General features: G+C 71.1%; 11 protein-coding genes. 9 read left to right on the forward strand and 2 right to left on the reverse strand.

Annotated elements, in window-relative coordinates; translation table 11 throughout:
- Positions 1 to 6 precede the first annotated feature (6 nt).
- The 5 genes from ACH4TL_RS34180 to ACH4TL_RS34200 all read left to right on the forward strand — a co-directional run bounded on the left by ACH4TL_RS34180 (position 7) and on the right by ACH4TL_RS34200 (position 8145).
- Entirely contained in the window at positions 7 to 1503 is a 1497-nt protein-coding gene (locus ACH4TL_RS34180) for a CoA-acylating methylmalonate-semialdehyde dehydrogenase (RefSeq protein ID WP_398323736.1), read from the forward strand.
- Positions 1504 to 1662: 159 nt separating this feature from the next.
- On the forward strand, positions 1663 to 2106 hold the full coding sequence (locus tag ACH4TL_RS34185) for a hypothetical protein (RefSeq protein WP_398323734.1): 444 nt from the start codon (positions 1663 to 1665) through the stop codon (positions 2104 to 2106).
- 84 nt (positions 2107 to 2190) lie between these two features.
- Positions 2191 to 4284 (forward strand): FUSC family protein, encoded by a 2094-nt coding sequence (locus ACH4TL_RS34190; RefSeq protein WP_398323732.1) that lies wholly within the window; start codon positions 2191 to 2193, stop codon positions 4282 to 4284.
- Positions 4285 to 4456: 172 nt separating this feature from the next.
- Positions 4457 to 5215, forward strand: coding sequence for a thioesterase II family protein (locus ACH4TL_RS34195; RefSeq protein ID WP_398323730.1), 759 nt, complete (start codon positions 4457 to 4459; stop codon positions 5213 to 5215).
- 107 nt (positions 5216 to 5322) lie between these two features.
- Entirely contained in the window at positions 5323 to 8145 is a 2823-nt protein-coding gene (locus tag ACH4TL_RS34200; RefSeq protein WP_398324054.1) for an AAA family ATPase, read from the forward strand.
- A 13-nt stretch (positions 8146 to 8158) separates the two neighbouring features.
- Here the strand turns inward: ACH4TL_RS34200 and ACH4TL_RS34205 are convergent, their stop codons facing one another.
- Together ACH4TL_RS34205 and ACH4TL_RS34210 are read right to left on the reverse strand one after the other, a co-directional pair.
- Positions 8159 to 8791, reverse strand: coding sequence for a response regulator (locus ACH4TL_RS34205; RefSeq protein WP_398323728.1), 633 nt, complete (start codon positions 8789 to 8791; stop codon positions 8159 to 8161).
- Positions 8784 to 10028, reverse strand: coding sequence for a sensor histidine kinase (locus ACH4TL_RS34210; RefSeq protein WP_398323726.1), 1245 nt, complete (start codon positions 10026 to 10028; stop codon positions 8784 to 8786). Before ACH4TL_RS34210 ends, ACH4TL_RS34205 begins: the two co-directional genes overlap by 8 nt.
- Before the next feature lie 170 nt (positions 10029 to 10198).
- Here ACH4TL_RS34210 and ACH4TL_RS34215 point away from each other — a divergent pair, with 170 nt between their 5' ends.
- The 4 genes from ACH4TL_RS34215 to ACH4TL_RS34230 all read left to right on the forward strand — a co-directional run.
- On the forward strand, positions 10199 to 10777 hold the full coding sequence (locus ACH4TL_RS34215) for a hypothetical protein (RefSeq protein WP_398323724.1): 579 nt from the start codon (positions 10199 to 10201) through the stop codon (positions 10775 to 10777).
- A gap of 69 nt (positions 10778 to 10846) precedes the next feature.
- Positions 10847 to 11347 (forward strand): PH domain-containing protein, encoded by a 501-nt coding sequence (locus tag ACH4TL_RS34220; protein ID WP_398323722.1) that lies wholly within the window; start codon positions 10847 to 10849, stop codon positions 11345 to 11347.
- Positions 11344 to 12888, forward strand: coding sequence for a PH domain-containing protein (locus ACH4TL_RS34225; RefSeq protein ID WP_398323717.1), 1545 nt, complete (start codon positions 11344 to 11346; stop codon positions 12886 to 12888). The genes ACH4TL_RS34220 and ACH4TL_RS34225 overlap by 4 nt, the downstream gene beginning before the upstream one ends.
- Before the next feature lie 324 nt (positions 12889 to 13212).
- The coding region (locus tag ACH4TL_RS34230; protein WP_398323715.1) for a type I polyketide synthase at positions 13213 to 26767 on the forward strand (13555 nt) is incomplete at its 3' end.

Below are 26767 nucleotides of genomic sequence, written 5' to 3' on the forward strand. Positions count from 1 at the left end.
GCACCCATGAAGACCGTCAACCACTGGATCGGCGGAAAGTCCGTCGAGGGCACGTCCGGCACCTACGGCCCGGTGTTCAACCCCGCCACCGGCGCCCAGGACACCCGGGTCGCCCTCGCCTCGGTCGAGGAGGTCGACGCGGCCGTCGCGTCCGCGAAGGAGGCGTACCGGTCCTGGGGCACGATTTCGCTGTCCAAGCGCTCCGCGATCCTCTACAAGTACCGTGAGCTGCTGGACGCCCACCGCGACGAGATCGCCGAGCTGATCACCGCCGAGCACGGCAAGGTGCACTCGGACGCGCTCGGCGAGGTGGCCCGCGGTCTGGAGATCGTCGAACTGGCCTGTGGCATCGCCGAGAAGCTCAAGGGCGAGCTGTCCACCCAGGTCTCCACCGGGGTCGACGTGTCCTCGATCCGCCAGCCGCTCGGCGTCGTCGCGGGCATCACGCCGTTCAACTTCCCGGCCATGGTGCCGATGTGGATGTTCCCGGTGGCCGTCGCCTGCGGCAACACCTTCGTCCTCAAGCCCAGCGAGAAGGACCCGTCGGCCTCGTTCCGGCTGGCCGAGCTGGCCGTCGAGGCGGGGCTGCCGGAGGGTGTGCTCAACGTCGTCAACGGCGACAAGGTGGCCGTGGACCGGCTGCTGGAGCACCCGGACATCGCCGCGGTGAGCTTCGTCGGCTCCACCCCGATCGCCAAGTACATCCAGTCCAAGGCCGTCGAGCACGGCAAGCGGGTGCAGGCGCTCGGCGGCGCCAAGAACCACATGCTGGTGCTGCCCGACGCCGACCTGGACTTCGCCGCGGACAACGCGATCAACGCGGCCTACGGCTCGGCCGGTGAGCGCTGCATGGCGGTCTCCGTCGTCGTCGCCGTCGGCGACATCGGCGACGACCTGGTGAAGAAGATCGCCGACCGCGCCGCCAAGCTCCGGATCGGCCCCGGCAACGACCCGTCCTCCGAGATGGGCCCGCTGATCACCAAGGAGCACCGGGACAAGGTCGCCGGTTACGTCCGCGGGGCCGCCGCCCAGGGCGCCGAGGTGGTCGTGGACGGCACCGGCTACACGGTCGACGGCCACGAGGACGGCTTCTTCATCGGCGTCTCGCTGCTGGACAAGGTCCCCACCACCGCCGACGCCTACCGCGACGAGATCTTCGGCCCGGTGCTGTGCGTGGTGCGCGCCGAGACGTACGACGAGGCCATCGAGCTGATCAACTCCTCGAAGTGGGGCAACGGCACCGCGATCTTCACCCGCGACGGCGGCGCTGCCCGCCGCTTCCAGCTGGAGGTCGAGGCGGGCATGGTCGGCGTCAACGTGCCGATCCCGGTGCCGGTGGGCTACCACTCCTTCGGCGGCTGGAAGGACTCGCTCTTCGGCGACCAGCACATCTACGGCAACGACGGGGTGCACTTCTACACCCGCGGCAAGGTCGTCACCACCCGCTGGCCGGAGCCGTCCGAAGAGGTCGGCATCAACCTGGGCTTCCCCAAGAACCACTGACCCGGGCGCGTAGACCCGGGCGCGTACGGAGAAACCCTCGCCGGTCGACGACCGGCGAGGGTTTCTCCGTATCAGAGCGCAACCATCCGCCCCTGATGCGGGTCTTCTTGAGTGTTCGCCCGAACCATGGGCACACGACCGCAATCAGGGGGATTTCCTATGCTTCGCACCGTTCGCATTGCCGCGGCCGCGCTCGGCCTCGGGCTCGTGCTGGCCGCGGGCGCGCCCGCGACCGCCGCGTCCCACGGCGTGAAGACCGATCCGAACGGCCGCTACACCGCCGAGGAGATCCACCACTTCCTGGAGGGCTTCTACGGCAACCACGGGCCGCGCCCCTGGGAGCGCGAGCACCTGGTCTCCGACTACCTCAAGGAGCGGATCACCCAGACCCCCGACTACGACCTGCTGCTGTGCGCGCAGAACACGCCGCGCCACATCGAGGTCGGCGAGGTGACCACGGCCCAGTCCGCGCGGGTCGGCTGGGCGACCATCACCACGTCCTGGGGTGAGGGCCCTGACGCGTCCTTCACCGCGTACGTCGACCTCGACGCGTCCCGGCCCATCGAACTGCTCAATGTGGACTGCGCAACACCCGAGGGCTGACCGGGGCCGAAAGAGCGGGAAAGCGAGGAATCGGCCGGAGACGGCCGGTTCCTCGCTCGCAGATCAAGGTCGTAGTCTCGGCGTATGAGCTGGTCACACGCGCTGAAGCAGACGGCCCAGGCGGGCTTGACGATCGAGCGCATCCGGCTGGAGCCGCTGGTCGCGATCCGTGGCGCGTGCGGTGTGGCCATCGTCGTCGGGCTGACCCTCTGGTTCGGTTCGCCGACCCTCGCGGTGTCGTCGGCGTTCGGCGCGTTCTCCGCCGGGATCGCCATCTTCCAGAAGAGCTGGCGGCCCCGCCCGGAGCTGGCGCTGGCCGCCGCCTCCCTGCTCGCGGTCTCCACCTTCCTCGGCTATCTGGCCGCCGCCCACACCGCCACCTTCGTCGTGATGCTCGCCGTGTGGACGCTGCTGACCGGCATGTCCTGGGCGGTCGGCCCGGTCTCCGGGCTGGTGTCGACCCAGATGGTCGCGGTGATGCTGGTCACCGTCACCCTCCCCACCTCGGTGCTCGGCGCCCTGGAGCACGCCGCGCTGATCGGGGTCGGCGGCGTCGTCCAGGCCGCGCTGGTCGTGCTCCTCCCGGTACGGCCCTGGGGGGTGCAGCGCGACGCCCTCGCGGACGCCCTGGCCGGTGTGGCCGACTACGCCCGGCGGCTGCGCCACGACCCGCAGGCGCCGTTCGACCCGCAGCCGCTGATGGACGCCCGGATGGCCGCCGCCGTCACCCCGCGCGCGGCCAAGCGGCGCCCTAGCCAGCTGCGCGGCTACCGGCTGCTCGCCGAGCGCATCCGGCCGGTGCTCGCCTCGATGGCGGACCCGGTCGTCGGTGCCCCGATGCTCGGGCCCGAGCGCGACCGGGTGCGTGAGCTGCTGGCCGCGACCGCCACCGTGCTGGACGCGGTGGCCCACGCCATCCGCCGCAGCAAGCCGGTCCGGCTGCCGCCCGAGGCGATGGCCGTGCTGGAGGTCCCGGAGAGCGGCCCGATGCTCAATGGCGCGGCCCGGCGCGCGGCGCTGCGGCTGATGGCCCTGGTGAACGACGTCGTGGAGTCCTCGGACGAGCCGGTGCAGGCGGTGACCTCCCAGGGCACCAAGGACCGCCGCCATCTGCCCCGGCCCACCGTCCCCGGCCTGGTGCCGGTGGCGCTGCGCGCCCTGCGCCGCGAGGCCCGCTGGGACTCGCGCATCCTGCGGCACGCGGTGCGCCTCACCGTGGTCGCGGTCTGCGGCTATCTGCTGGGCGCCGTGCTGCCGTTCGGCCATGGCTACTGGGCGCCGCTGACCTCGGTGATGGTGCTGCGCCCCGACTTCGGCCAGACCTTCTCGCGCGGGGTCGCCCGCTTCTGCGGCACCCTGGCCGGGGTGCTGATCGGCGGGACCGTGGTGACGCTGGCCCACCCGGACCCGTATGTGAGCGCCGCGCTGGCCGTGGTGTGCGCGGCCTTCATGTTCATGCTGCTGCGCACCGGCTTCATCGTGGCCTCGCTGTGCGTGAGCGCGTACGTCGTCTTCCTGCTCGGCATCGCGGGCGCGGAGGTCGGCCAGACCGTCCAGGCGCGGGTGGCGCTGACGCTGCTGGGCGGGCTGATGGCGATGGCCTCATACGTGGTCTTCCCCGCCTGGGAGACCCCGCTGCTGCGCGACCGGCTGGCCGACTGGCTGGCCACCGGCGGCCAGTACGCCATCGCCGTCTTCGACGCCCACGCCCGCCCCGCCGAGCGCCGCCCCCGCCAGGTGCGGGAGGCGCTGCTGGACCAGCGGGCGGCCCGCAGCGAGTACGAGCAACTGGAGAGCCGGGCCCGCCGGGAACCGGTGCGCCACCGCGGGCTCGGCCCCCGGGCGGCGCAGGCGGCACAGACCGCGCTGTCTACCGCGGGCCGGGTGACCATGCTGCTGGAGGCGCATCTTCCGGACCGTGACGCGGACCCGTCGCCGGAGGCCGAGGAGTTCGCGGCGGCGCTGCGGACGGCGGTGCCGAAGGCCGTGGAGGCGATACGGGAGCGGCGGCCACTGGACTGGACCGCCGTACAGGAGTCGCTGGAGCACTGGCAGGAGCGGGCCGGGGAGTGGCAGGGGGTCGGGGTGCGCAGCGCCGAGCTGCTGCTGGAGGCGCTGGAGGAATTGGCGGAGGCGCTCGACCGGAAGCCCAACAGCAAGGCGGAGCGCGGTGCGTAACGCCGCACGCCCCAGTGCGCGCCCCGTTGGGGGAACCCCTCAAAGGCAGGGGTTCCCCCTACATCAATGAGTCGTGTTAAAGATGAAGGGGACAGTCATCGCTCCGGTTCATCCTGGTGAGCCGAGCGGGCTGTCGGGACGTCAACCGGATGAGGGAAAGACAGTTCAGCGCATGGGTGCACAGCGAGAAGACAGCGTCTGGATACGACGGTTCCACCCTGCGCCGGACAGTCCCTTCCGGCTGGTCTGTCTGCCGCACGCCGGAGGTTCCGCCTCCTTCTACTTCCCGATGTCGCAGGTGCTTTCGCCCGCCATCGACGTCATCTGCCTCCAGTACCCGGGGCGCCAGGACCGGCGGATGGATCCGCGGATCGAGGACATCGGGGAGTACGCCGACGCCATCGCCGCGGAACTGAAGCCGTGGCTCGACCTGCCGACCGCCTTCTTCGGGCACAGCATGGGCGCCACCCTCGCCTTCGAGGTGACGCGCCGTCTGGAGCGCGACACGGACTTCTCCCCGGTCGCCCTCTTCGCCTCCGGGCGCCGGGCCCCGTCCACGCACCGGGACGAGAATGTGCACCGCCGCGACGACGACGGCATCGTGCGGGAGATGAAGGTGCTGAGCGGCACCGACTCCCGGGTCCTCGGCAACGAGGAGATCCTGCGCATGGCGATGCCCGCGATCCGCGGTGACTACAAGGCGATCGAGACCTACCGGGCCGAGCCCGATGCCGCGGTCCGTGCCCCGATCACCGTGCTGACCGGCGACAACGACCCCAGGACCAGCCTCGAAGAGGCGCAGGCGTGGCGCGCGCACACGACCGGCGCGTTCGACATCCAGGTATTTCCGGGCGGCCACTTCTTCTTGGCCAACCATCAAGAGCGGATCAACAAGCTCGTGTCCGAGACGCTCACGGCGTCCGGTTCCTGAACCAACCAGCCATCACGCGCGGTCTGATCGCGAGAATTGCCCAGCGCCGCAGGTGATGCCTCTTCCGGCCTCCGGAGGGGCGTCACATGGCGATTTATCGGGAGATGATGAGTCTTTTGCCAGCGAACCTGTTCGAGTGGGAAAGCCACCTGACCGCCCTGAAGGACATGCTGCACGGGGCGACCCAGGGCAGAGGGCGGCTGGCGCTGGTCAGCGGCGCGGTGGCCAGCGGGAAGACCTGCCTGCTCGACACCTTCGCCGAAGAGGCCATCGAGGGCGGCGCGTTGCTGCTCGAAGCCACCGGTTCTCGGGCCGAGCGCGAACTGCCGTTCGGGATTCTGCGGAAGATCTTCGACAACGCCGGTATGCCGCCGGACGCGCGCTCCGAGGCGCTCCAGATGCTCGCCGGAATCGGGGCGGAAAGCACCGCCGCGGCACGCATGCACCTGATGTCGCAGATCTCGTCGGTGCTGCTGCGCATGGTCGACGAGCGTACCCTCGTCATCGCCATCGACGATGTGCACTGCGGCGACGAACAGTCGCTCCAATTCCTGCTCCACCTGGCCCGCCGGATACGCCAGGCGAAAGTCCTCATCGTCCTCACCGAGTCCCCCCGGCTGCGCCAGGACCAGCTCACCTTCCACGCCGAGCTGCTCCGCCAGCCCAACTGCGTCCGCATGCGGCTGCACATGCTCACCGAGCCGGATGTCGCCCAGGCGCTGACCCGCTGCGTCTCCGCCACGGCCGCCTCCCGCCTCGCCGCCGAATGCCACCGCGTCACCGGCGGCAACCCGCTGCTGCTGCGCGCGCTGCTGGAGGACTGGCGGGCCAAGGGCGAACACGGCGAGTCCCTGCAACGCCCCACACCGGGCGAGCACTTCGCCCACGCCGTACTCGGCGCGCTGCACCGCGGCGATCCCGATGTGCTGCTCATCGCCCGCGGTGTCGCCGTCGTCGGCGACGCCCGCTCCACACGTCTGCTGAGCCGGCTGCTCGACCTCAGCGTCACCGCGGTCGAGCAGGGCGTCCAGGACCTCCACCAGTGCGCCATCCTGGAACACGGGACGTTCCGCGACTCCGTGGCCAGCGCCGCCGTACGGGACGCGACCCCCGCGGGCACGCTGTGCGCCCTCCACTCCCGGGCGGCCTGGCTGCTGCACGCCGACGGCGCGTCCGCGCTCGACGTCAGCCGCCACCTGATCGCCGCACCGCAGGACGACGACCACCGGACCGTGGCCGTGCTGCGGGAAGCCGCCGAATACGCGCTGGTCCAGGAGGAGCTGGAGTTCGCCCTGCGCTGCCTGGAACGCGCCCACCAGGTGTGCGAGCCGGGCCCCGCCCGCACCGCCCTGAAGGCCAGGCTCGTCAGCGTGGCCTGGCGGGTCAGCCCGGCCACCGCCGAGGGACACCTGCCGCAGCTCACCGAGGAGTTGGAGAAGGGCTGGCTCGCCCCCCGCGACGTGGCCCCGATCACCTCGTACCTGGCGTGGTCGGGACGGCTGGACGCGGCCGCCGACGCCGTCGCCGCCCTGACCCGCTCGGCCGGCCGTAGCGACGCGGCCGGCGCCGACCCCGCCCTGCGCGCCGCCATCGCCGCCTCCGCCCAGTGGCTGACGATGCTCAGCCCACCGCTGCGTGAGCGCGTCCCGACCACCGGGCCAGGCCCCGCGACCCCGGCCGGCGCCCCGTCCGACATGGCGGACCTCGCCTACGCGCACGCCGCGGCCACCGTGTCCGCCGCCCTCGTCGAAGGCCAGGCCGACCGCGCGGTCGTCGAGGCGGAGCGCGTCCTCCAGCGCTACCACCTGAGCGACAGCACCCTCCAGCCGCTGGTCATCGCGCTGCTCGCGCTCGTCCTCGCGAGCCGTCTCGACCTCGCCCAGTCCTGGTGCGAGCGGCTGCTCGGCGAATGCTCGGCGCGCCGCGTCCCCACCTGGCAGGCGCTGCTGTCCGCCGTACGGGCCGAGATCGCGCTGCGCCAGGGCGACCTGCAAGTGGCCGCGAACCAGGCACGCTCCGCGATGTCCCGCATATCGGCCCAGGACTGGGGCGTGGGCACCGGCGTGCTGCTGTCCACCCTCATCCAGGCCGAGACGGGCCTCGGCCGGTACGACGAGGCCATGGCGCTGCTGGAGCAGCCGCTCCCGGACGAGCTCTTCCGCACCCTCCCCGGCCTGTCCTACCTGCGGGCCAGGGGCCGCTGCCATCTCGCCACCGGCCGCTACCACGCCGCGCTGCGCGACTTCACGGCCTGCGGGGAGCTGATGGAGAGCTGGGAGATGGACATGTCCCTGGTCTCGCCGTGGCGGCTGGACGCCGCCGAGGCATGGCTCGCCCTGGGCGAGCCGGCCCGCGCCCGGAGCCTGGCCGAGGAGCAGCTGCGGCGCGGCACCCGCATCGCGCGGCTGCGCGGCCCCCTGCTGGTGGTGCTGGCCCGCACCGACGACCTCAAGCGACGGCTGCCGAGGCTCAAGGAGGCCGTCGAGGTGCTGGAGGGCGGCGACGACCGCGTCCAGCTGGCCGTCGCCCTCGGTGAACTCGGCCGCGCCTACCGTGCCCTGGGCGACTTCAACCGGGGGCGGGTGTTCGTCCGCAAGGCGTGGCACGTGGCCAAGACCTGCGGCGCGGACCCGCTGTGCCGCGAGCTGATGCCCCGGCACGCGGAGAGCGGCGAGTTCGTGGCGGCCGCCGCCCAGCCCGGCCAGGGGGACGAGCCGCAGCGCGATGTGGAGGCCCTGACCGAGGCGGAGGTGCGGATCGCGGTGCTGGCCGCGCACGGCAACACCAACCGGGAGATCGCCTCCAAGCTGTTCGTCACCGTCAGCACCGTGGAGCAGCACCTGACCCGCATCTACCGCAAGCTGAACGTCAAGCGGCGCCGGGACCTGCCCGCGAAGCTGTCGGACAGCAGCCTGACCGGGACGCTGTAGGGGGCCGCCGCGGTCAGGGCAGCAGACCGCGCTCCACGGCCGTCATCACCGCGGCCGTGCGGTCGGACACGCCGAGCTTCTTGAACGACCGCAGCAGATGCGTCTTGACCGTGGCCTCGCTGACGAACAGTTCGGTGCCGATCTCGGCGTTGGTCAGACCCCGGCCGACCAGCCGCAGCACTTCACGCTCGCGGCCGGAGAGCGGCGACGGCTCGGCCACCCGGCTGCGGAACAGCTTGCCCGCGAGGGACGGGGTGAGCACCGTCTCGCCGCGCGCCGCGGTCTGCACCGCGTCGATCAGCTCCTGACGTGAACTGCCCTTCAGCAGATAGCCCGCGGCGCCCGCCTCCACCGCGCGCAGGATGTCGGAGTCGTCCTCGTACGTGGTCACGATGACCACCTTGCAGCCCGGCACCTTCCGCAGGATCTGCCCGGTGGCCTCCACCCCGTCCATCCCGCCCATGCGCAGATCCAGCAGGATGATGTCCGGCCGCAGCTCCACCGCCCGGACCACCGCCTCCTCACCGGAACCGGCCTGCCCGACCACCGAGATGCCCTCGGCGGAGTCCAGCATCGCGCTCAGCCCCTCCCGTACCACCGGGTGGTCATCGGCCAGCAGGATCCGGATCGGCTCCCTCTCAGCCATGCGATGCCTCCCCGGCCAGCGCCGCCGTCGGCACGTTCACCTCGACGGTGGTACCCCGCCCGGGGCTGCTGGTGATGGACGCCATGCCGTCGATCTCCTCCATCCGGGCCTGCATGCCGCGCAGCCCGTAGCCTTCCTGCGTACCGTCCGGGGTGAAGCCCACTCCGTCGTCGCGGACCAGCAGCCGGACACCGGCCTCGTCGAAGGCCACGATCACATCCACCGTACGGGCCTGCCTGGCGTGCTTGCGGACGTTCGCGATGGCTTCCTGCACCGAGCGCAGCAGGACGACGCTGACCGCCATCGGCAGCGGCCTCTCCTCGCCCTTCACCGAACACCGCACCTCAAGTCCGGTCTCGGCGATCAGCCCCTCCGCCTGCCGGCGCACCGCCTGGGTCAGCGAACCGCCGCGCAGCGCGGGCGGGGTGAGCGCGGCCACGAAGTCCCGGGCCTCGGCGAGCGACTCCTTGGCCACCCGCCCGGCCAGCGACAGATGGTTCACCGCCTGGTCCGGTGCGCCGCGCACCTCCGACTCGGCCGCCTGCACCAGGCTGATGATGCTGGTCAGCCCCTGCGCCAGGGTGTCGTGGATCTCCCGCGCCAGCCGCTCGCGCTCGGCGGAGATACCGGCCTCGTGGGAGAGCCTGGCCTCCCGCTCCCGGCTGCGCCGCAACTCCTCGATGAGCAGTCCCCGCTCCTTGCTCTGCCGCACCACCCGCTTGATCCACAGGCCCAGCAGCACCGAAAGCGCGATGCTCAGCAGCGAGATGGGCACCACCTCCCAGACGCTCAGGCCCAGTCCGTCACCGATGACCGCCACCACCAGCACGGGGCACAGATTGGCCACCGTGGCCAGCGCGACGGCCGGTCCCATCGGCAGGCTCATGATCAGCATCGGGATGACAGCGAACAGCGCGAAGGCGCCGATCAGGCTGAACGCCGTGGTGGCGCAGAACAGCGCCACCAGACCCAGCGCGAAGACCAGGTTCCGCGGCCCGTAGCTCGCCTCGATCATCAGCGCCCGGCCGACCGCCGCGTACCAGGGCACGACCAGCGTCAGCGCGGCGACCGGGAGGGAGTGGTCGACCTGGGAGCCGTCCGAGAGGAGGAGCAGGACGGCCGTGACGAGATAGGTGACGGCGAAGAAGCCGTCCCAGAGGCCGAACCAGCGGGTGCCTGACTCGGGGCCGTAATACGCGCCGGTCGGCGAGTCGTCCCCCGGGGAGTGATTGCGCACGGCCTCAGTACTACCACGGGTGTCCACCGTGTCCACCGGTCGGTTGACAGCCGGAACCCACCGGTCGGTCGTCGCAGCGTCGCACGTCCCGCTTCTAGCGTTGGTCCCGGTGGGACAACCAGCCGTCACACCGCGAAGCACATCGTCCCCTTGGCTTGGAGAACGACGTAATGCCACAGCTGAGCCAGTTCATGGCCGCACTGATCGCCAGCGGCACGATCCTGACGATCGTCCTGGCGACCGACCTCGGCCGCCGCCGCATCACCACGATGCGGATGGCGCGCTCGATCATCGCCGTGGCCGTGGTCATCGCGATCTTCGTCCACTCCTTCCCGACCAAGGGCGACAACGACCTGTCACTCCAGCTCGTGGGTGTCGGCATCGGCGTCATCTGCGGTCTGATCGCCGGAGCGCTGCTGCCCGCCTACAGGGACGCCGCCTCGGGCGCGCTGTACACGATCGGCGGCATCGGCTACGCGCTGGTGTGGGTCGTCCTCTCCAGCGGGCGCATCATCTTCGTCTACGGCGCCGAACACTGGTTCCCCATGGGCCTGATCAAGTTCTCCATCGAGTACGGGATCAGCGGTCAGGACACCTACTCCAACGCCTTCATCTTCATGGCGCTGGCCATGGTGCTGACCCGCACGGCCGTCCTGCTGGCCAAGATGCGCAAGCTGAAGGTCCAGGACGCCGCCGAGACCGGCCAGCTGCCCCAGGAGGCCCCTGACAAGGCGTCGGCCGGAGCCTGATTTCATAGTCCGCCAACCCCGCCGGGTCCGTATCCGGCACCCCATCGGAAGCAAGAGCAGGGTGAAACAGTGGAACGCCATGACAATCTGAGGCTCCGTCCGCCTCGTCACCGGGTCGACCGCCGTGCCATCGGCTGGTGGACTCTCCAGTCGTCACTGTTCGCCCTGCCCTTGCCGCTCACCTTCGGCATCCTGTGGGCCACGATCCCGCCGACGCGCGAGTTCTTCATGTGGGCCACGCTGATCTCCTGCGTCCCCGGGCTGCTGTACATGGCCGTCATGCCGGCCTGGCGCTACCGGGTCCACCGCTGGGAGGCCACCGACGAAGCGGTGTACGCGGCGTCCGGCTGGCTGTGGCAGCAGTGGCGGATCGCTCCGCTGTCCCGGGTCCAGACGGTGGACACCCTGCGCGGTCCGATCCAGCAGATGTTCGGGCTCTCCGGCGTCACCGTGGCCACCGCCTCCTCCTCGGGCGCGGTGAAGATCAAGGGCATCGACCACAAGACCGCCCAGGACCTGGTCGAGTACCTGGCCGCGCGCGTCGAGTCGGTCCCGGGAGACGCCACATGACGCCTGACACCGCCGTGTCGCCCCCCGCGGCCGACCAGGACTGGGGGAGGCTGAACAGCCGGCTCCTCCTGGTCAACCTGTCCATCCTCGGCGCACCGCTGGCCATGTTCCTCGCCAGCCTCGCGGTCACCGGAGGCAAGACCAACCTCCAGATCATCATCACCCTCGCGTCGCTGTTCGTGACCTTCCTGGTCATCAGCGGCATCGGGCTGATGCGGCTGTTCACCACCCGCTACCGGCTCACCGAGGACCGCTTCGAGCTGCGCAAGGGGCTGCTCTTCCGCAGCGAGCGCTCGATCCCGATCGGCCGTATCCGCGGCGTCGACCTCACCGCCAACCCGGTCCACCGGGTCTTCGGACTCACCACGCTGCGGATCGACAGCGGGGAGCAGAGCGACGCCGTCGCGCGCAGGGTCTCCCTCGACGGCATCACCAAGGCCGAGGCCCTCGAACTGCGCTCCCGGATCATCGCCCTGCGCGACGCGGGCCGGTCCCGTACGGTCGCCGACAACGACGGTGTGCTCTGCCGACTGGACTGGTCCTGGCTGCGCTACGGCCCGCTCACCATTTGGGGCGTCGGCGGCGTCTTCATCGCCGCGGGCAGCGTGTACCGCACCCTGAACGAGATGCAGGTCAACCCGCTCGAACTCGGCATCGTCAAGGACATCGAGCACCGCTTCGGCTCCGTTCCGCTCTGGTACGGAATCCTGGTGTCCGTCCTCGTCATCGTCGCCCTCGGCGTGGTCGGCTCGACCGCCACGTTCATCGAGAACTGGGCCGGTTACGAACTGCGCCGCGAAGAGGGCGGAGCGCTCCGTATCCGCCGCGGGCTGCTGGCCACCCGCTCCGTGACCATCGGGGAACGCCATCTGCGCGGCCTCGAACTCGTCGAGCCCATTCCGCTGCGCTGGGCCAGGGGCGCCAAGCTCAACGCCGTCGCCAGCGGTCTGGGGGCCGAGTCGGAGAACCGCACCCGTCGCGCCCTGACCTCCCCCGCCCCGCGCGCCGAGGCCCTGCGGGTCGCCGCCGAGGCGCTTCCGGCGGACGAGCCCGGCCTGATCGAGCGCCAGGGCCTCCTCCGGCACCCCAGGGCAGCCCTGCGGCGCCGCATCAACCGCGCCCTCATGTGGTCGGTCCTGATCGCGGCGGTCCCGGTGGGTCTCGGGCTGTGGCTCGGTACCGGGCTCGTCATCGCCGGGGTGATCACCGGTGTGGTTCTGGTGCCGATCCTGCTGGCGTTCGCCTTCAACGCCTACCGCACCCTCGGCCATGGGCTACGCGGCCGCTATCTGGTCACCTCCGCCGGGACGTTCGCCCACCGCACCGTCGTCCTCCAGCGCGAGGCGATCATCGGCTGGAAGATCTCCCGCACGCCCTTCCAGCGCCGGGCGGGGCTGCTGACCGTCGGCGCCACCACCTCGGCGGGCGAGGGCGTCTACCACGTGTACGACCTGACCGAAGGCCAGGGGATCGCCCTCGCCGAGACCACGGTGCCCGGGCTGCTCGCGCCATTCATCGAGCGGGCCCCGGACCGCGGCTGACCCCCCATTGACCAACTGGCGATCCCCCGAGAGGTGGAGGGGCGGACCGAAAGGCCGCCCCTCCACCTCTGAACTCCTTCTGAACGCCCCTTGTTTCTGTGAACTCCTTGTCGTCACCGGAATTCTCATGCATTCTGGTGAGCTAAGCGGTGAGGTAAGCGCGACCATTACGGCGTGGTCGGCGAATACGGGACCCCAAAGGAACAATAGGGGTCCATAGGGGGTTTGAAGGGGTATCTTGCCGTCCTGCCCTGTGTAAGGCTGGCCTATGGTCTAGGTGTTAAGTCTTGCGAGGTAATGGGGCGCGTGATGGTGAGTGAGTCCGTGGATTTGACGCCCGAGCACACGGAAATACAGCCCGTCGGCCCCGACGGAGCATCGCCGTGGCGGGACCGACTCGCAGCCCTCCCCGAGACCGAGCGCGCCGACGCCCTCACCGCATGGGTCGGCGAGGTCGTCACACAGGCACTCAAGGACAAGGCGCCGGACGTCCTCGACCCCGAGCGCCCCTTCCTCGACCTGGGCTTCGACTCCCTCGCCACGGTCGACCTGCACGCCCGGCTGACCGCCGCCACCGGCCTGCGGCTGCCGGTCACCCTCGCCTTCGACCACCCCACCCCGGCCGACCTCGCCCGCCGCCTGCGGACCGAACTGCTCGGTGCCGACGAAGAGTCCGACGCCCCCTCGGACGACTCCGACGCGCTTCCGATCGCCGCCGACGAGCCCATCGCCATTGTCGGAATGAGCTGCCGATTCCCCGGCTCGGTCGGCTCTCCCGAAGAACTCTGGGAAATCGTCGCGGGCGGAAAGGACGCCATCTCCGAATTCCCGGTGAGCCGGGGCTGGGATCTCGCCGGGCTTTACGACCCCGACCCGGACAAGGCGGGCAGCAGCTATACCCGCGAAGGCGGATTCCTGCACGACGCCGATGAGTTCGATCCGGCGTTCTTCGGGATTTCGCCGCGCGAGGCGCTGGCAATGGATCCGCAGCAGCGGCTGCTGCTGGAGACCTCCTGGGAGGTCTTCGAACGCGCCGGAATCGACCCTGCGACCCTCCGGGGCGGCCGGGCCGGTGTGTTCGTCGGCGCCGAGACCCAGGACTACGGCCCCCGGCTGCACGAGGCCGAGCAGGGCTTCGAGGGCTATCTCGTCACCGGCAACGCGGCCAGCGTCGCCTCCGGCCGCATCGCCTACACCTTCGGCTTCGAAGGCCCCACCGTCACCGTCGACACCGCGTGCTCCTCCTCCCTGGTGGCGCTCCACCTGGCCGTCCAGGCGCTGCGCACGGGCGAGTGCACCATGGCGCTCGCCGGTGGTGCGGCGGTCATGGCCAACCCTGGCTCGTTCATCGCCTTCAGCCGCCAGCGCGGCCTCGCCGCCGACGGCCGCTGCAAGCCGTTCGCCGCCGCAGCCGACGGCACCGCCTGGGGCGAGGGCGTCGGCATGCTGCTCGTCGAACGGCTCTCGGACGCCCAGCGACACGGCCACCGGGTGCTGGCCGTCGTCCGCGGCACCGCCATCAACCAGGACGGCGCCAGCAACGGCCTCACCGCCCCCAGCGGCCCCGCCCAGCAGCGCGTCATCCGCCAGGCCCTCGCCAACGCCGGACTGTCGGCCGGTGACGTGGACGTGGTCGAGGCACACGGTACGGGTACGACGCTGGGCGACCCGATCGAGGCGCAGGCGCTGCTGGCCACCTACGGCCAGGGACGGGATGAGGACCAGCCGCTGTGGCTGGGCTCGCTCAAGTCCAACATCGGCCACACCCAGTCCGCGGCCGGTGTCGGCGGCATCATCAAGATGGTCATGGCGATGCGGCACGGAGTGCTGCCGCGCAGCCTGCACGTCGACGAGCCGACCCCGCACGTCGACTGGACCGCCGGTGACATCGAGCTGTTGACCGAGGAACGGCCCTGGCCGGAGAACGGCCGTCCGCGCCGGGCCGGTGTCTCCTCGTTCGGCATGAGCGGCACCAACGCCCACGCCATCATCGAACAGCCGCCGCTCGCCGCCGCCGATGAGCGGGATGATGTCGAGGGCCACGACGGCGAGGCCGCCGCGGAGCCCGCCGTACTGCCCTGGACGCTGTCCGCCAAGACCACCGACGCCCTCCGCGGCCAGGCCGAACGGCTGCACGCGCTGCTGGAGTCCGACCCCGGGCTCGCCCTCACCGACATCGGCCACTCGCTGGCCACCACCCGCGCCACCTTCGAACAGCGCGCCGTGCTGCTCGCCGGGGACCGGGACGGCTTCCTCGCCGCCCTGCGCACGCTCGCCGAGGGCGGCGACGGCCCGTCCGTCGTCCGCGGCGCTCCGGTCGCCGGAAAGCTCGCGCTGCTGTTCACCGGACAGGGCAGCCAGCGTCTCGACATGGGCCGCGAGCTGTACGCCACGTACCCCGTCTTCGCCGAAGCCCTCGACGACGCCTGCTGGTACCTCGAAGAGCAGCTGGAACACCCGCTGCTCGATGTGCTCTTCGCCGAGGAGGGCTCGCCCGAGGCCGCCCTCCTCGACCGCACCGACTACACCCAGCCCGCGCTGTTCGCCATCGAGGTGGCGCTGTTCCGGCTGGTCGAAGCGTGGGGTCTGCGCCCCGATCTGCTCGCCGGACACTCCATCGGCGAGATCGCCGCCGCCCATGTGGCGGGGGTTCTGTCGCTGGAGGACGCCGCCGCGCTCGTGGCGGCGCGCGGGCGTCTGATGCAGGAGCTTCCGGCCGGTGGCGCGATGGTCGCGGTGCAGGCGTCGGAGGACGAGGTGGCGCCGCTGCTCACCGAGCGCGTGAGCATCGCCGCGGTCAACGGCCCGTCGTCGGTGGTCATCTCGGGTGACGAGGACGCGGCTCTGGAGATCGCCGCTGGTTTCGAGGCGCAGGGCCGCAAGACCAAGCGGCTCACCGTCAGCCACGCGTTCCACTCCCCGCTCATGGACGGCATGCTCGCCGAGTTCCGGCGCGTCGCCCAGGTGCTGGAGTACGCACCGCCGCGCATCCCCGTGGTCTCCACCGTCACCGGGCAGGTCGCCACCGCCGAGGAGCTGTGCTCGCCCGAGTACTGGGTGCGTCATGTCCGCGAGGCGGTCCGCTTCCTCGACGGCGTCCGCACCCTCGCCGACAAGGGCGCCACCACGTTTGTGGAGCTGGGCCCCGACGCCGTGCTCACCGCCATGGCACAGGACTGTCTGCCGGACGCCGAGGGGGTGGCGTACGCCCCCGCGCTGCGCGGCGCCCGCCCCGAGGCCGAAACCCTCACGGCCGCCGTGGCCCTGGCGTACGTCCGGGGCAAGAAGGCCGCCTGGGCCGCCCCGTACGCCGGTACCGGCGCCCGCACGATCGACCTGCCCACCTACGCCTTCCAGCGCGCGCGGTACTGGCTCAACGCCCCGGCCCCGGTGGCGGAGGTCGCTTCGGGCAGTACCGTTGACGGCCGGTTCTGGGATGTCGTGGAGCGCGGGGATGTGGCCGCGCTGGCGGGCGAGCTCGCGGTGGACCCGGGGGTTTCGCTGGGCGAGGCGTTGCCCGCGCTGTCGTCGTGGCGACGGCAGGAGTCGATGCGTTCGACCGTGGACGGCTGGCGCTACGGGGTGTCGTGGCGGCCGGTGACGGACCGGTCGGCCGGGGCGCTGGGTGGCTCTTGGGCGGTTGTGGTTCCGGCCGGTGAGGCCGGGGGTGTGTGGTCCGCGGGTGTGGTGCGGATGCTGGCCGAGCGTGGCGTCGACGTGCGTCAGGTGGAGCTGGGCGCCGGGGACGACCGGGCGGCGCTGGCCGAGCGGCTGCGTGCGGCGGTGGGCGACGCGGCGGTGACAGGTGTGGTGTCGCTGCTGGCCCTCGGGGGCGAGGAAGGCTTGCTGCGTACGGCTGTGCTGACGCAGGCGTTGGGTGATGCGGGCGTCGGTGCGCCGTTGTGGGTGGCCACGCGGGGTGCGGTGTCGGTGGGCCGTTCCGATGGTGTGGTCAATCCGGTGCAGGCGCGGGTGTGGGGTCTGGGCCGGGTGGCGGCGCTGGAGCTGCCGGAGCGGTGGGGCGGTCTGGTCGACCTTCCCGCCGCGGCCGATGAGCGTGCGTTGACGCGGCTGGCGGAGGTGCTGGCCGGAGTCGGTGGCGAGGACCAGGTCGCGGTACGGGGCTCGGGGGTCTTCGGACGTCGGCTCGTACGGGCGTCCGTCCCGGCGTCGTCGGGCGAGGGCTGGCGGCCGGGCGCGGGATCGGTACTGGTCACGGGTGGTACGGGTGCGCTGGGTGCCCGGGTGGCGCGTTGGCTGGTGGCGAACGGTGCCGGGCATGTGGTGCTGACCAGCCGTCGTGGGCTGGATGCTCCGGGTGCGGTGGAGCTGCGGGATGAGCTGGCGGCGTCGGGTGCTCGGGTGACGGTTGCCGCGTGTGATGTGGCCGACCGGGACGCGTTGGCGGAGCTGCTGGCGTCGGTGCCGGAGGAGCTGCCGCTGACAGGTGTCATCCACACGGCCGGTGTGCTCGATGACGGTGTACTGGACTCGCTCTCGCCCGAGCGGTTCGCTTCGGTGCTGCGGGCGAAGGCTGACGCCGCGCTCCACTTGGACGAGCTGACGCGTGAGCTGGATCTGTCGGCGTTCGTGCTGTTCTCGTCGATCAGTGGTTCGGTGGGTGCGGCCGGTCAGGGCAACTACGCGGCGGCCAACGCCTATCTGGACGCGCTGGCCGAGCGGCGTCGGTCCGAGGGTCTGCCTGCCACGTCGATCGCGTGGGGCCCGTGGGCCGACTCCGGCATGGCCGGTGATGACGCCATGGAGCGGCGGATGCGCCGCGAGGGCATGCCGCCGATGACGCCCGAGTCGGCCGTCGCCGCGTTGCAGCGGGCGCTGGACCTTGACGACGTTGCCGTGACGGTCGCGGACATCGACTGGACGCAGTACGCCCGCAGCCTGACCGCGGTCCGGCCGAGCCCGCTGATCGCCGACCTTCCGGATGCCGGGCCGCGTCCCACGACCGGGGCCGAGACCGGACGGGTCGTCGTCGATGCCGACTCCGCCTCGCCTCTCGGCGAGCGTCTGAGCGGCCTCCCGAAGGCTGAGCAGGACCGTGAGCTGCTGGAGTTGGTGCGCGCGCAGGTCGCCTCGGTGCTGGGGCACAGTGGGGCCGACGCGGTCGAGGCCGAGCGTGCCTTCAAGGAACTGGGCTTCGACTCGCTGGCCGCCGTCGAACTCCGCAACCGGCTGAATGCGGCGACCGGGCTGCGGCTGTCCGCCACGCTCGTCTACGACTACCCGACCTCCGTCGCGCTCGCCGACCATGTGCACACGGAACTGCTCGGCGCGCGAGCCGTCATCGATCCGACCGGCGCCCCGGCGGTTGCTGCCGTTGCCGATGATCCGATCGCGATCGTGGCGATGAGCTGCCGTTTCCCGGGTGGGGTGCGCTCGCCCGAGGAGCTGTGGGAGCTGCTGTCGGCGGGTGGGGACGCGATTGCGGAGTTCCCGTCCGACCGTGGTTGGGACCTGGACGGGCTGTACGACCCGGACCCGGACCGTCAGGGCACCTCGTACACGCGTGAGGGCGGTTTCCTCTACGACGTGGCCGACTTCGACGCGTCGTTCTTCGGTATTTCGCCGAGGGAAGCCCTTGCGATGGATCCGCAGCAGCGGGTGTTGCTGGAGACGTCGTGGGAGGCGTTCGAGCGGGCGGGCATCGATCCGGCCACGCTGCGGGGCAGCCGTACCGGCGTCTTCGCGGGGACCAACGGACAGGACTACGCCGGGCTCGTTTCCGCCCCCTCCGAGGGGCTTGAGGGCCACCTGGGCACGGGTAACGCGGCGAGCGTGGTGTCGGGCCGGATCTCGTACACCTTCGGTCTTGAGGGCCCGGCGGTGACGGTCGATACGGCGTGTTCGTCGTCGTTGGTGGCCCTGCACATGGCGGTGCAGGCGCTGCGGAGTGGTGAGTGCTCGATGGCGCTCGCCGGTGGTGTCACGGTGATGTCCACGCCGGAGGCGTTCGTGGACTTCAGCCGTCAGCGTGGGCTGGCGGCGGACGGCCGGATCAAGGCGTTCGCGGCCGGGGCTGATGGCACGGGCTGGGGCGAGGGCGTCGGCATGCTGCTGGTCGAGCGGCTGTCGGACGCGCGCCGCAATGGGCATCCGGTGCTGGCGCTGGTACGTGGCTCGGCGATCAACCAGGATGGTGCGTCGAATGGCCTGACGGCTCCGAATGGCCCGTCGCAGCAGCGGGTGATTCGTCAGGCGCTGGCCGGTGCGGGTTTGTCGGCCGGTGACGTGGACGTGGTCGAGGCGCACGGTACGGGGACGACGCTGGGTGACCCGATCGAGGCGCAGGCGCTGCTGGCCACGTACGGCCAGGAGCGTTCCGAGGGCAGCCAGCCGCTGTGGCTGGGGTCCATCAAGTCCAACATCGGGCACACGCAGGCGGCGGCGGGTGTCGCGGGCATCATCAAGATGGTGTTGGCGATGCGGCATGGTGTCTTGCCGCAGACGCTGCATGTGGATGAGCCGTCGCCGCACGTGGATTGGTCGACGGGCGCTGTCGCGCTGCTGAGCGAGACGCGGGAGTGGCCTGAGACGGGCCGTCCGCGTCGCGCGGGTGTGTCGTCGTTCGGGCTCAGCGGTACCAACGCACACACGATCATTGAGCAGGCGCCGCTGGTCGAGGAACCGGGTGAGGTGGCCGAGCCGCGTGGTCTCGGTGGTGTGCTGCCGTTCGTGCTGTCGGCCAAGAGCTCCGAGGCGCTGCGGGAGCAGGCCGCGCGGCTGCGGGCGTTTGTCGGGGCGCGGCCGGAGCTGGCGCCGCTGGATGTGGCTCATGCCTTGGCTGTGGGTCGCGGTGCTCTGGAGCGGCGTGCGGTGGTCACCGTTGGTGACCGGGACGAGCTGCTGCGGACGCTTGACGTGCTGGAGCGGGGGGAGTCTGCCCCGGGCCTGGTCGAGGGTTCGGTGGCCGGTGGCAAGGTGGCGTTCCTGTTCACGGGGCAGGGGAGTCAGCGGCTGGGTATGGGGCGTGAGTTGTATGGCGCCTTCCCGGTGTTCGCGGATGCGTTGGATGAGGTGTGTGCGCATCTGGATCTGTATCTGGAGCGGCCGCTGCGGGATGTGCTCTTCGGGGATGACGCGGCTGTCCTGGATCGGACCGGGTTCACTCAGCCCGCGCTGTTCGCGGTCGAGGTGGCGTTGTTCCGGTTGGTCGAGGCGTGGGGTGTGACGCCGGACTTCCTGTCGGGTCATTCGATCGGTGAGCTGGCTGCCGCGCATGTGGCGGGTGTGTTGTCGCTGGCGGATGCGGCGAAGCTGGTGGCCGCGCGTGGGCGTCTGATGCAGGAGCTTCCGGCCGGTGGCGCGATGGTCGCGGTGCAGGCGTCGGAGGACGAGGTGGCGCCGCTGCTGAACGAGCGCGTCTCGATTGCCGCCCTCAACGGGCCTGCTTCCATCGTCATCGCGGGTGACGAGGATGCGGCGCTGGAGATCGCGGCGGGCTTTGAGGCGCAGGATCGGAAGACCAAGCGGCTCACCGTGAGCCACGCCTTCCACTCGCCGCGCATGGACGGCATGTTGGACGCGTTCCGCGAGGTGGCGCGGGAGCTGTCGTACGAGGCGCCGCGTATCCCGATCGTCTCCAACCTGACCGGTGAGCTGGTCTCCGCGGAGGAGATCACGACTGCGGACTTCTGGGTGCGGCATGTCCGGGAGGCGGTGCGCTTCCTGGACGGCGTGCGCGCGTTGGAAGCGCAGGGCGTGACGACGTTCGTCGAGCTCGGCCCTGACGGTGTGCTGTCGGCGATGGCGCAGGAGTGTGTGACCGGTGAGGACACCGACGCCGCGTTCGCCGCCGCGCTGCGCAAGGATCGCCCTGAGGCTGAGGCGCTGTTGTCGGCTGTCGCGCGGGCGCATGTGCGTGGGGTGACGCCGGACTGGACGGCTGTCTTCGCCGGTGCGGGTGCCGCCCGGGTCGAGTCGGCCGAGCTGCCGACGTACGCCTTCCAGCGCACGCGTTACTGGCCCAGCGCCGCCGCCCTCGCTGCGGGCGACCCGGAGTCGATCGGGCTGGGCGACATCGACAATCCGCTCCTAGGCGCTGCCGTCGCGCTCGCGGACGCCGATGGCCTCCTGGTCACCGGAGTGCTCTCCACTCGTACCCACCCCTGGCTCGCCGACCACGTGGTCATGGGCACGGTGCTGCTGCCTGGTACCGCCTTTGTGGAGTTGGCGTGTGCTGCGGGTGCGCAGGTGGGTTGTGAGCGGTTGGACGAACTGACCCTGGAGGCCCCGCTTGTGCTCCCGGAGCACACCGGGGTGCGGGTGCAGCTGGTGGTGGAGGGGCCGGAAGAGTCCGGCGCCCGTTCCTTCAGCGTGTACTCGCGTCGGCAGGACGCGCTGGGGACGGAGCCGTGGACGCGGCATGCCACTGGTGTGCTTGCCGTCGGGGTCCGGGGCGCTGATCTGGACGAGCTTGCTGTGTGGCCGCCGCAGGGTGCCACGCCGGTCGCGGTCGACGGGCTGTATGAGGAGCTGGCCGGGACGGGTCTCGGCTATGGGCCGGTGTTCCGGGGGCTCAAGGGCGCCTGGCGGCTCGGTGGGGATCTCTACGCCGAGGTCGGTTTTCCCGACGACGCGCCCCTGACGTCGGGCGCCGAGGCCGAGGCGTTCGGGTTGCACCCGGCCCTGTTGGATGCCGCGCTGCATGCCACCGGCCTCGGTGGTCCTGCCCGTGAGGCGGCGTCGGCGGAGGGTGCGCTGCTGCCGTTCGCGTGGAGCGGTGTGCAGTTGCACGCTGCTGGGGCCGGTGCGCTGCGGGTGCGGCTGTCCGAGCGTGCGTCGAATACGGTGTCGCTGCTGGTGGCCGACGGTACGGGGCGTGCGGTGGCCACGGTGGAGTCCGTGGCGCTGCGCCCGGCTTCAGCGGACCAGGTGCACGCGGCTCGGGGCGGGCTGCATGAGTCGCTGTTCCGGCTGGAGTGGTCGGCCGTTCCGGCGCCCGCGACGGGTGCGGTGACGGGTGAGTGGGCGGTCCTCGGTGCGGACGCTGAGCAACTGGCGGCGTTGGAGGGTGCGTTCGGGCCTGGGGTCCGGGTGGCGGCGTATGGCGATCTGGCGGCGCTGAGCGCGGCGATGGACGCCGGAGTGTCCGTGCCGGACACCGTGGTGCTGGCCGGTCTCGGTGGCGTTGGTGATGCTGATGCGTCGGCTGTGCACGAGGCGACGCAGGGCATGCTCGTTGTGCTTCAGTCGTGGTTGGCTGATGAGCGGTTTGTCGGGGCGCGGTTGGTGTTGCTGACCCGGGGTGCGGTGGAGACCGTGCCGGGTGCGGGTGTGGCGGATGTGTCGCAGTCCGCTGTGCGTGGTCTGTTCCGTTCCGCGCAGTCGGAGAACCCTGGCCGTCTGGTGCTGCTGGATGTGGACGGGGAGGAGTCCTCGTACGGTTCGGTGCCTGCGGCGCTGGGCGTGGACGAGGGGGAGCTGACGCTGCGCGGGGGCGCGGTTCTCGCGCCACGGCTGGCCCGGGTGCCGAACGCCATCGACACCGACGCCGATTCCGCTCCGTCCTTTGATGAGCACGGCACGGTGCTGGTCACCGGCGCCTCGGGAAGTCTGGGCGGTCTCTTCGCTCGCCATCTGGTCTCGGCTCATGGTGTGCGGCAGCTGCTGCTGGTGAGCCGTCGGGGCGCTGAGGCCGACGGCGCGGAGGAGCTGGCTGCCGATCTGACGGCGGCTGGTGCGACCGTGACGTGGGCGGCGTGTGATGTGGCTGACCGGGAGGCGTTGGCCGAGACGCTGGCGGCCATTCCGGCTGAGCATCCGCTGACCGGTGTGGTGCATACGGCGGGTGTGCTGGACGACGGGATTCTTGGGTCGCTGACGCCTGAGCGGGTGGCGGGGGTGTTGCGTCCGAAGGCGGATGCGGCGCTGAACCTGCATGAGCTGACCCAGGATCGTGACCTGTCGGCGTTCGTGCTGTTCTCGGGTGCGGCGGCGGTGTTCGGCGCGCCGGGGCAGGCGAGCTATGCCGCGGCCAACTCGTTCCTGGAGGCGCTGGCGCAGCGGCGTGTGGCGCAGGGCCTTCCGGCCACCGCTCTGGCCTGGGGTCTGTGGGCCGGTGCGGGCATGGGCAGCACGCTGGACGAGGTCGACCTGCGGCGTATCGCACGTGGCGGAGGTGCCCCGATCGCCGCTGATGAGGGGCTTGCGCTGTTCGACGCGGCGCGTGCCGACGGCACGGCGGTGCTGTTCCCGATGCGACTCGACTACGCGGGCCTGCGTGCCGAGGCTGCGGCGACGGGTGTGGTTCCGGCTCTGTTCCGTGGTCTGGTGCGGGCTCCGGTTCGGCGGGCGGCTGCCGGGGGCGCCATGGCCGGCGGTTCCTCGCTCGCCCAGCGTCTGGCGGGGCTTGCCCGGGTGGAGCAGGAGCGTGAGCTGCTGGATCTGGTGTGTGGCCGGGTCGCCGCGGTGCTGGGTTATGCGGGTCCGGAGGCGGTGGAGGCCGGGCGTGCGTTCAAGGAGCTGGGCTTTGACTCGCTGACCGCTGTCGAACTGCGGAACGATCTCAAGACCGTCACTGATCTGCGTCTGCCGGCCACGCTGGTCTTCGACTACCCGACGCCGTCGGCCCTGGCCGGGTACCTGCGTGAGGAGTTGGTGGGTGCCGAGGAGGCCCTGGCACCTCTCGTTCCCGTACGGCCGGGGGCGACCTCGGCGGTTGATGACGACCCGATCGTCATCGTTGGCATGAGCTGCCGCTTCCCGGGTGGGGTGCGTTCGCCGGAGGAGCTGTGGGAGCTGGTCGCCACGGGTGGCGACGGCATCTCGGGCTTCCCGGTGGACCGTGGCTGGGATCTGGACGGGCTGTACCACCCGGACCCCGATCATGCGGGGACGTCGTACACGCGTGAGGGTGGCTTCCTGCACGATGCGGCGGACTTCGATCCTGGGTTCTTCGGGATTTCGCCGCGTGAGGCCCTTGCCATGGATCCGCAGCAGCGGTTGCTGCTGGAGACGTCGTGGGAGGCCTTTGAGCGGGCGGGTATCGACCCGTCGACGGTGCGCGGCAGCAAGACCGGTGTCTTCGCGGGCGTGATGTACCACGACTACCTCGCTGGTACGGCCGAGATTCCCGATGGCGTCGAGGGCTACATCGGCACCGGCAACGCGGGCAGCATTGTCTCCGGGCGAGTGGCGTACACCTTTGGGCTCGAGGGCCCGGCGGTGACGGTGGACACGGCGTGTTCGTCGTCGCTGGTGGCGCTGCACTGGGCGATTCAGGCGCTGCGTTCGGGTGAGTGCACGATGGCGCTGGCCGGTGGTGTGGCGGTCATGGCCACGCCCGAGACGTTCGTGGACTTCAGCCGTCAGCGGGGCCTGGCCACGGATGGCCGGTGCAAGTCGTTCGCGGCGGCTGCGGACGGTACGGGCTGGGGCGAGGGCGTCGGCATGCTGCTGGTGGAGCGGCTGTCGGACGCGCGTCGTAACGGCCATCCGGTGTTGGCGGTCGTGCGGGGTTCGGCCATTAACCAGGATGGTGCGTCGAATGGTCTGACGGCGCCGAACGGTCCGTCGCAGCAGCGGGTGATCCGGCAGGCGCTGAGCAGTGCCGGGCTGTCGGCCGGTGATGTGGATGTGGTCGAGGCGCACGGTACGGGCACCACGCTTGGCGACCCGATCGAGGCCCAGGCGCTGCTGGCCACGTATGGCCGGGAGCGGATTGGGGACCGGCCGTTGTGGCTGGGCTCGATCAAGTCGAACATCGGTCACACGCAGGCTGCTGCTGGTGTCGCGGGCATCATCAAGATGGTGATGGCGATGCGGCACGGTGTGCTGCCGCAGACGCTGCACGTGGATGCGCCGTCGCCGAACGTGGACTGGGCGGATGGCGCGGTCTCGCTGCTGACGGAGAGCGTGGAGTGGCCGGAGACCGGCCGTCCGCGTCGTGCGGGTGTGTCGTCGTTCGGTATCAGTGGTACCAACGCGCACACCATCATCGAGCAGCCGCCGGTTGTCGTGGGCTCCGAGGCCGGGGCGGTGCGGCCGCCGGTGCTGCCGTGGCCGTTGTCGGCTGTGGGGCAGGAGGCGCTGGGTGAGCAGGCCCGCCGTCTGCTCGACCGGCTGCGTTCCACCGATGGGGATGTGGATCTGGCCGGGATCGGTTACACGCTGGCGGCTGGGCGTACCGCGTTCGAGGACCGTGCGGTGCTGGTGGCCGATGGCCGTGAGGGCTTCCTGCGGGGGCTGGAGGCGTTGGCCTCCGGTGAACCGGCCACGGGTGTGGTGCAGGGCTCGCCGGTGGCGGGCAAGGTGGCGTTCCTGTTCACGGGGCAGGGCAGCCAGCGGCTGGGGATGGGGCGTGAGCTGTACGACGCGTACCCGGTGTTCGCCGGGGCGCTGGACGCGGTCTGCGACGAGCTGGACCGGCACCTTGAACGGCCGCTTCGTGAGGTGATGTTCGGCTCCGAGAAGGGGCTGCTGGATCAGACCGGCTTCACCCAGCCCGCGCTGTTCGCGGTCGAGGTGGCGCTGTTCCGTCTCGTTGAGGCGTGGGGTCTGCGGCCCGACTTCCTCTCCGGCCACTCGATCGGTGAGCTGGCTGCTGCGCATGCGGCGGGTGTGCTGTCGCTCGCGGACGCGGCGAAGCTGGTGGCGGCGCGTGGGCGGTTGATGCAGGAGCTTCCGGCCGGTGGCGCGATGGTTGCGGTGCAGGCGTCGGAGGACGAGGTGGCGCCGCTGCTGAACGAGCGCGTGTCGATTGCCGCGCTCAACGGGCCTGCTTCCGTCGTCATCGCGGGTGACGAGGATGCGGCGTTGGAGATCGCGGCGGGCTTTGAGGCGCAGGGTCGTAAGACCAAGCGGCTGACGGTGAGCCATGCGTTCCACTCGCCGCGCATGGACGGGATGCTGGACGCGTTCCGCGAGGTGGCGCAGGGGCTGTCGTATGCCGCTCCGCGTATCCCGATCGTGTCCAACCTGACCGGTGGGCTGGTCTCCGCGGAGGAGATCACGACTGCGGACTTCTGGGTGCGGCACGTCCGCGAAGCCGTCCGCTTCTTCGACGGTGTGCGCACTCTCGAAGCGCAGGGTGTCACCACCTTCGTCGAGCTGGGCCCCGATGGTGTGCTGTCCGCGATGGGGCAGGACTGTCTCACCGAGGGCGACGCGGCGGCTTTCGTCGCCGTTCTGCGTGAGGGTCGTTCGGAGGCCGGGGCGCTGACCGGTGCCCTTGCCGCGTTGCAGGTCCGGGGTGTGGCCCTGGACTGGGAGGCGTTCTACGCGGGGACCGGTGCGCGGCGGGTGGAGCTGCCGACGTATGCCTTCCAGCGCACGCGGTTCTGGTGGGAGGCTGCCCCGGCGGCGGAGGTTGCTTCGGGCAATGCCGTCGATGGGCGGTTCTGGGATGTGGTGGAGCGCGGGGATGTGGCCGCGCTTGCCGGGGAGCTTGCGGTGGATCCGGGGCTTTCGCTGGGTGAGGTGTTGCCTGCGTTGTCGTCGTGGCGGCGGAGGCAGTCGGAGCTTTCGACGGTGGACGGCTGGCGTTATCGGGTGTCGTGGAAGCCGGTCACGGACCGTTCCGCGGCTTCCCTGAGCGGGCGTTGGCTGGTCGTCGTACCGGCTGAGGCGGCCGAGTGCGGGTGGGTTGCCGGTGTCGTCGGGATGCTGAGCGACCGTGGTGTTGAGGTGCGGCAGGTTGTGCTGGCTGCCGATGAGGACCGTGGCGCGGTGGTGGCGCGGTTGGCCTCGGCTGTTGGTGACGAGGCTGTGGCCGGTGTGGTGTCCTTGCTGGCTCTCGCCGAGGGGGACGCGTTGCTGACCACGGCTGCGCTGACGCAGGCGTTGGGTGATGCGGGTGTCGGTGCGCCGTTGTGGGTGGCCACGCGGGGTGCGGTGTCGGTGGGGCGTTCCGATGGTGTGGTCA

Source organism: Streptomyces sp. NPDC021115 (assembly GCF_044333065.1).
In the GTDB taxonomy this organism is placed as follows: Bacteria; Actinomycetota; Actinomycetes; order Streptomycetales; family Streptomycetaceae; genus Streptomyces.

Coding starts and splice junctions, on each gene's coding strand:
- ACH4TL_RS34180 (WP_398323736.1), top strand. CDS start 7: ATGAAGACCGTCAACCACTGGATCGGCGGAAAGTCCGTCGAGGGCACG.
- ACH4TL_RS34185 (WP_398323734.1), top strand. CDS start 1,663: ATGCTTCGCACCGTTCGCATTGCCGCGGCCGCGCTCGGCCTCGGGCTC.
- ACH4TL_RS34190 (WP_398323732.1), top strand. CDS start 2,191: ATGAGCTGGTCACACGCGCTGAAGCAGACGGCCCAGGCGGGCTTGACG.
- ACH4TL_RS34195 (WP_398323730.1), top strand. CDS start 4,457: ATGGGTGCACAGCGAGAAGACAGCGTCTGGATACGACGGTTCCACCCT.
- ACH4TL_RS34200 (WP_398324054.1), top strand. CDS start 5,323: ATGAGTCTTTTGCCAGCGAACCTGTTCGAGTGGGAAAGCCACCTGACC.
- ACH4TL_RS34205 (WP_398323728.1), bottom strand. CDS start 8,791: ATGGCTGAGAGGGAGCCGATCCGGATCCTGCTGGCCGATGACCACCCG.
- ACH4TL_RS34215 (WP_398323724.1), top strand. CDS start 10,199: ATGCCACAGCTGAGCCAGTTCATGGCCGCACTGATCGCCAGCGGCACG.
- ACH4TL_RS34225 (WP_398323717.1), top strand. CDS start 11,344: ATGACGCCTGACACCGCCGTGTCGCCCCCCGCGGCCGACCAGGACTGG.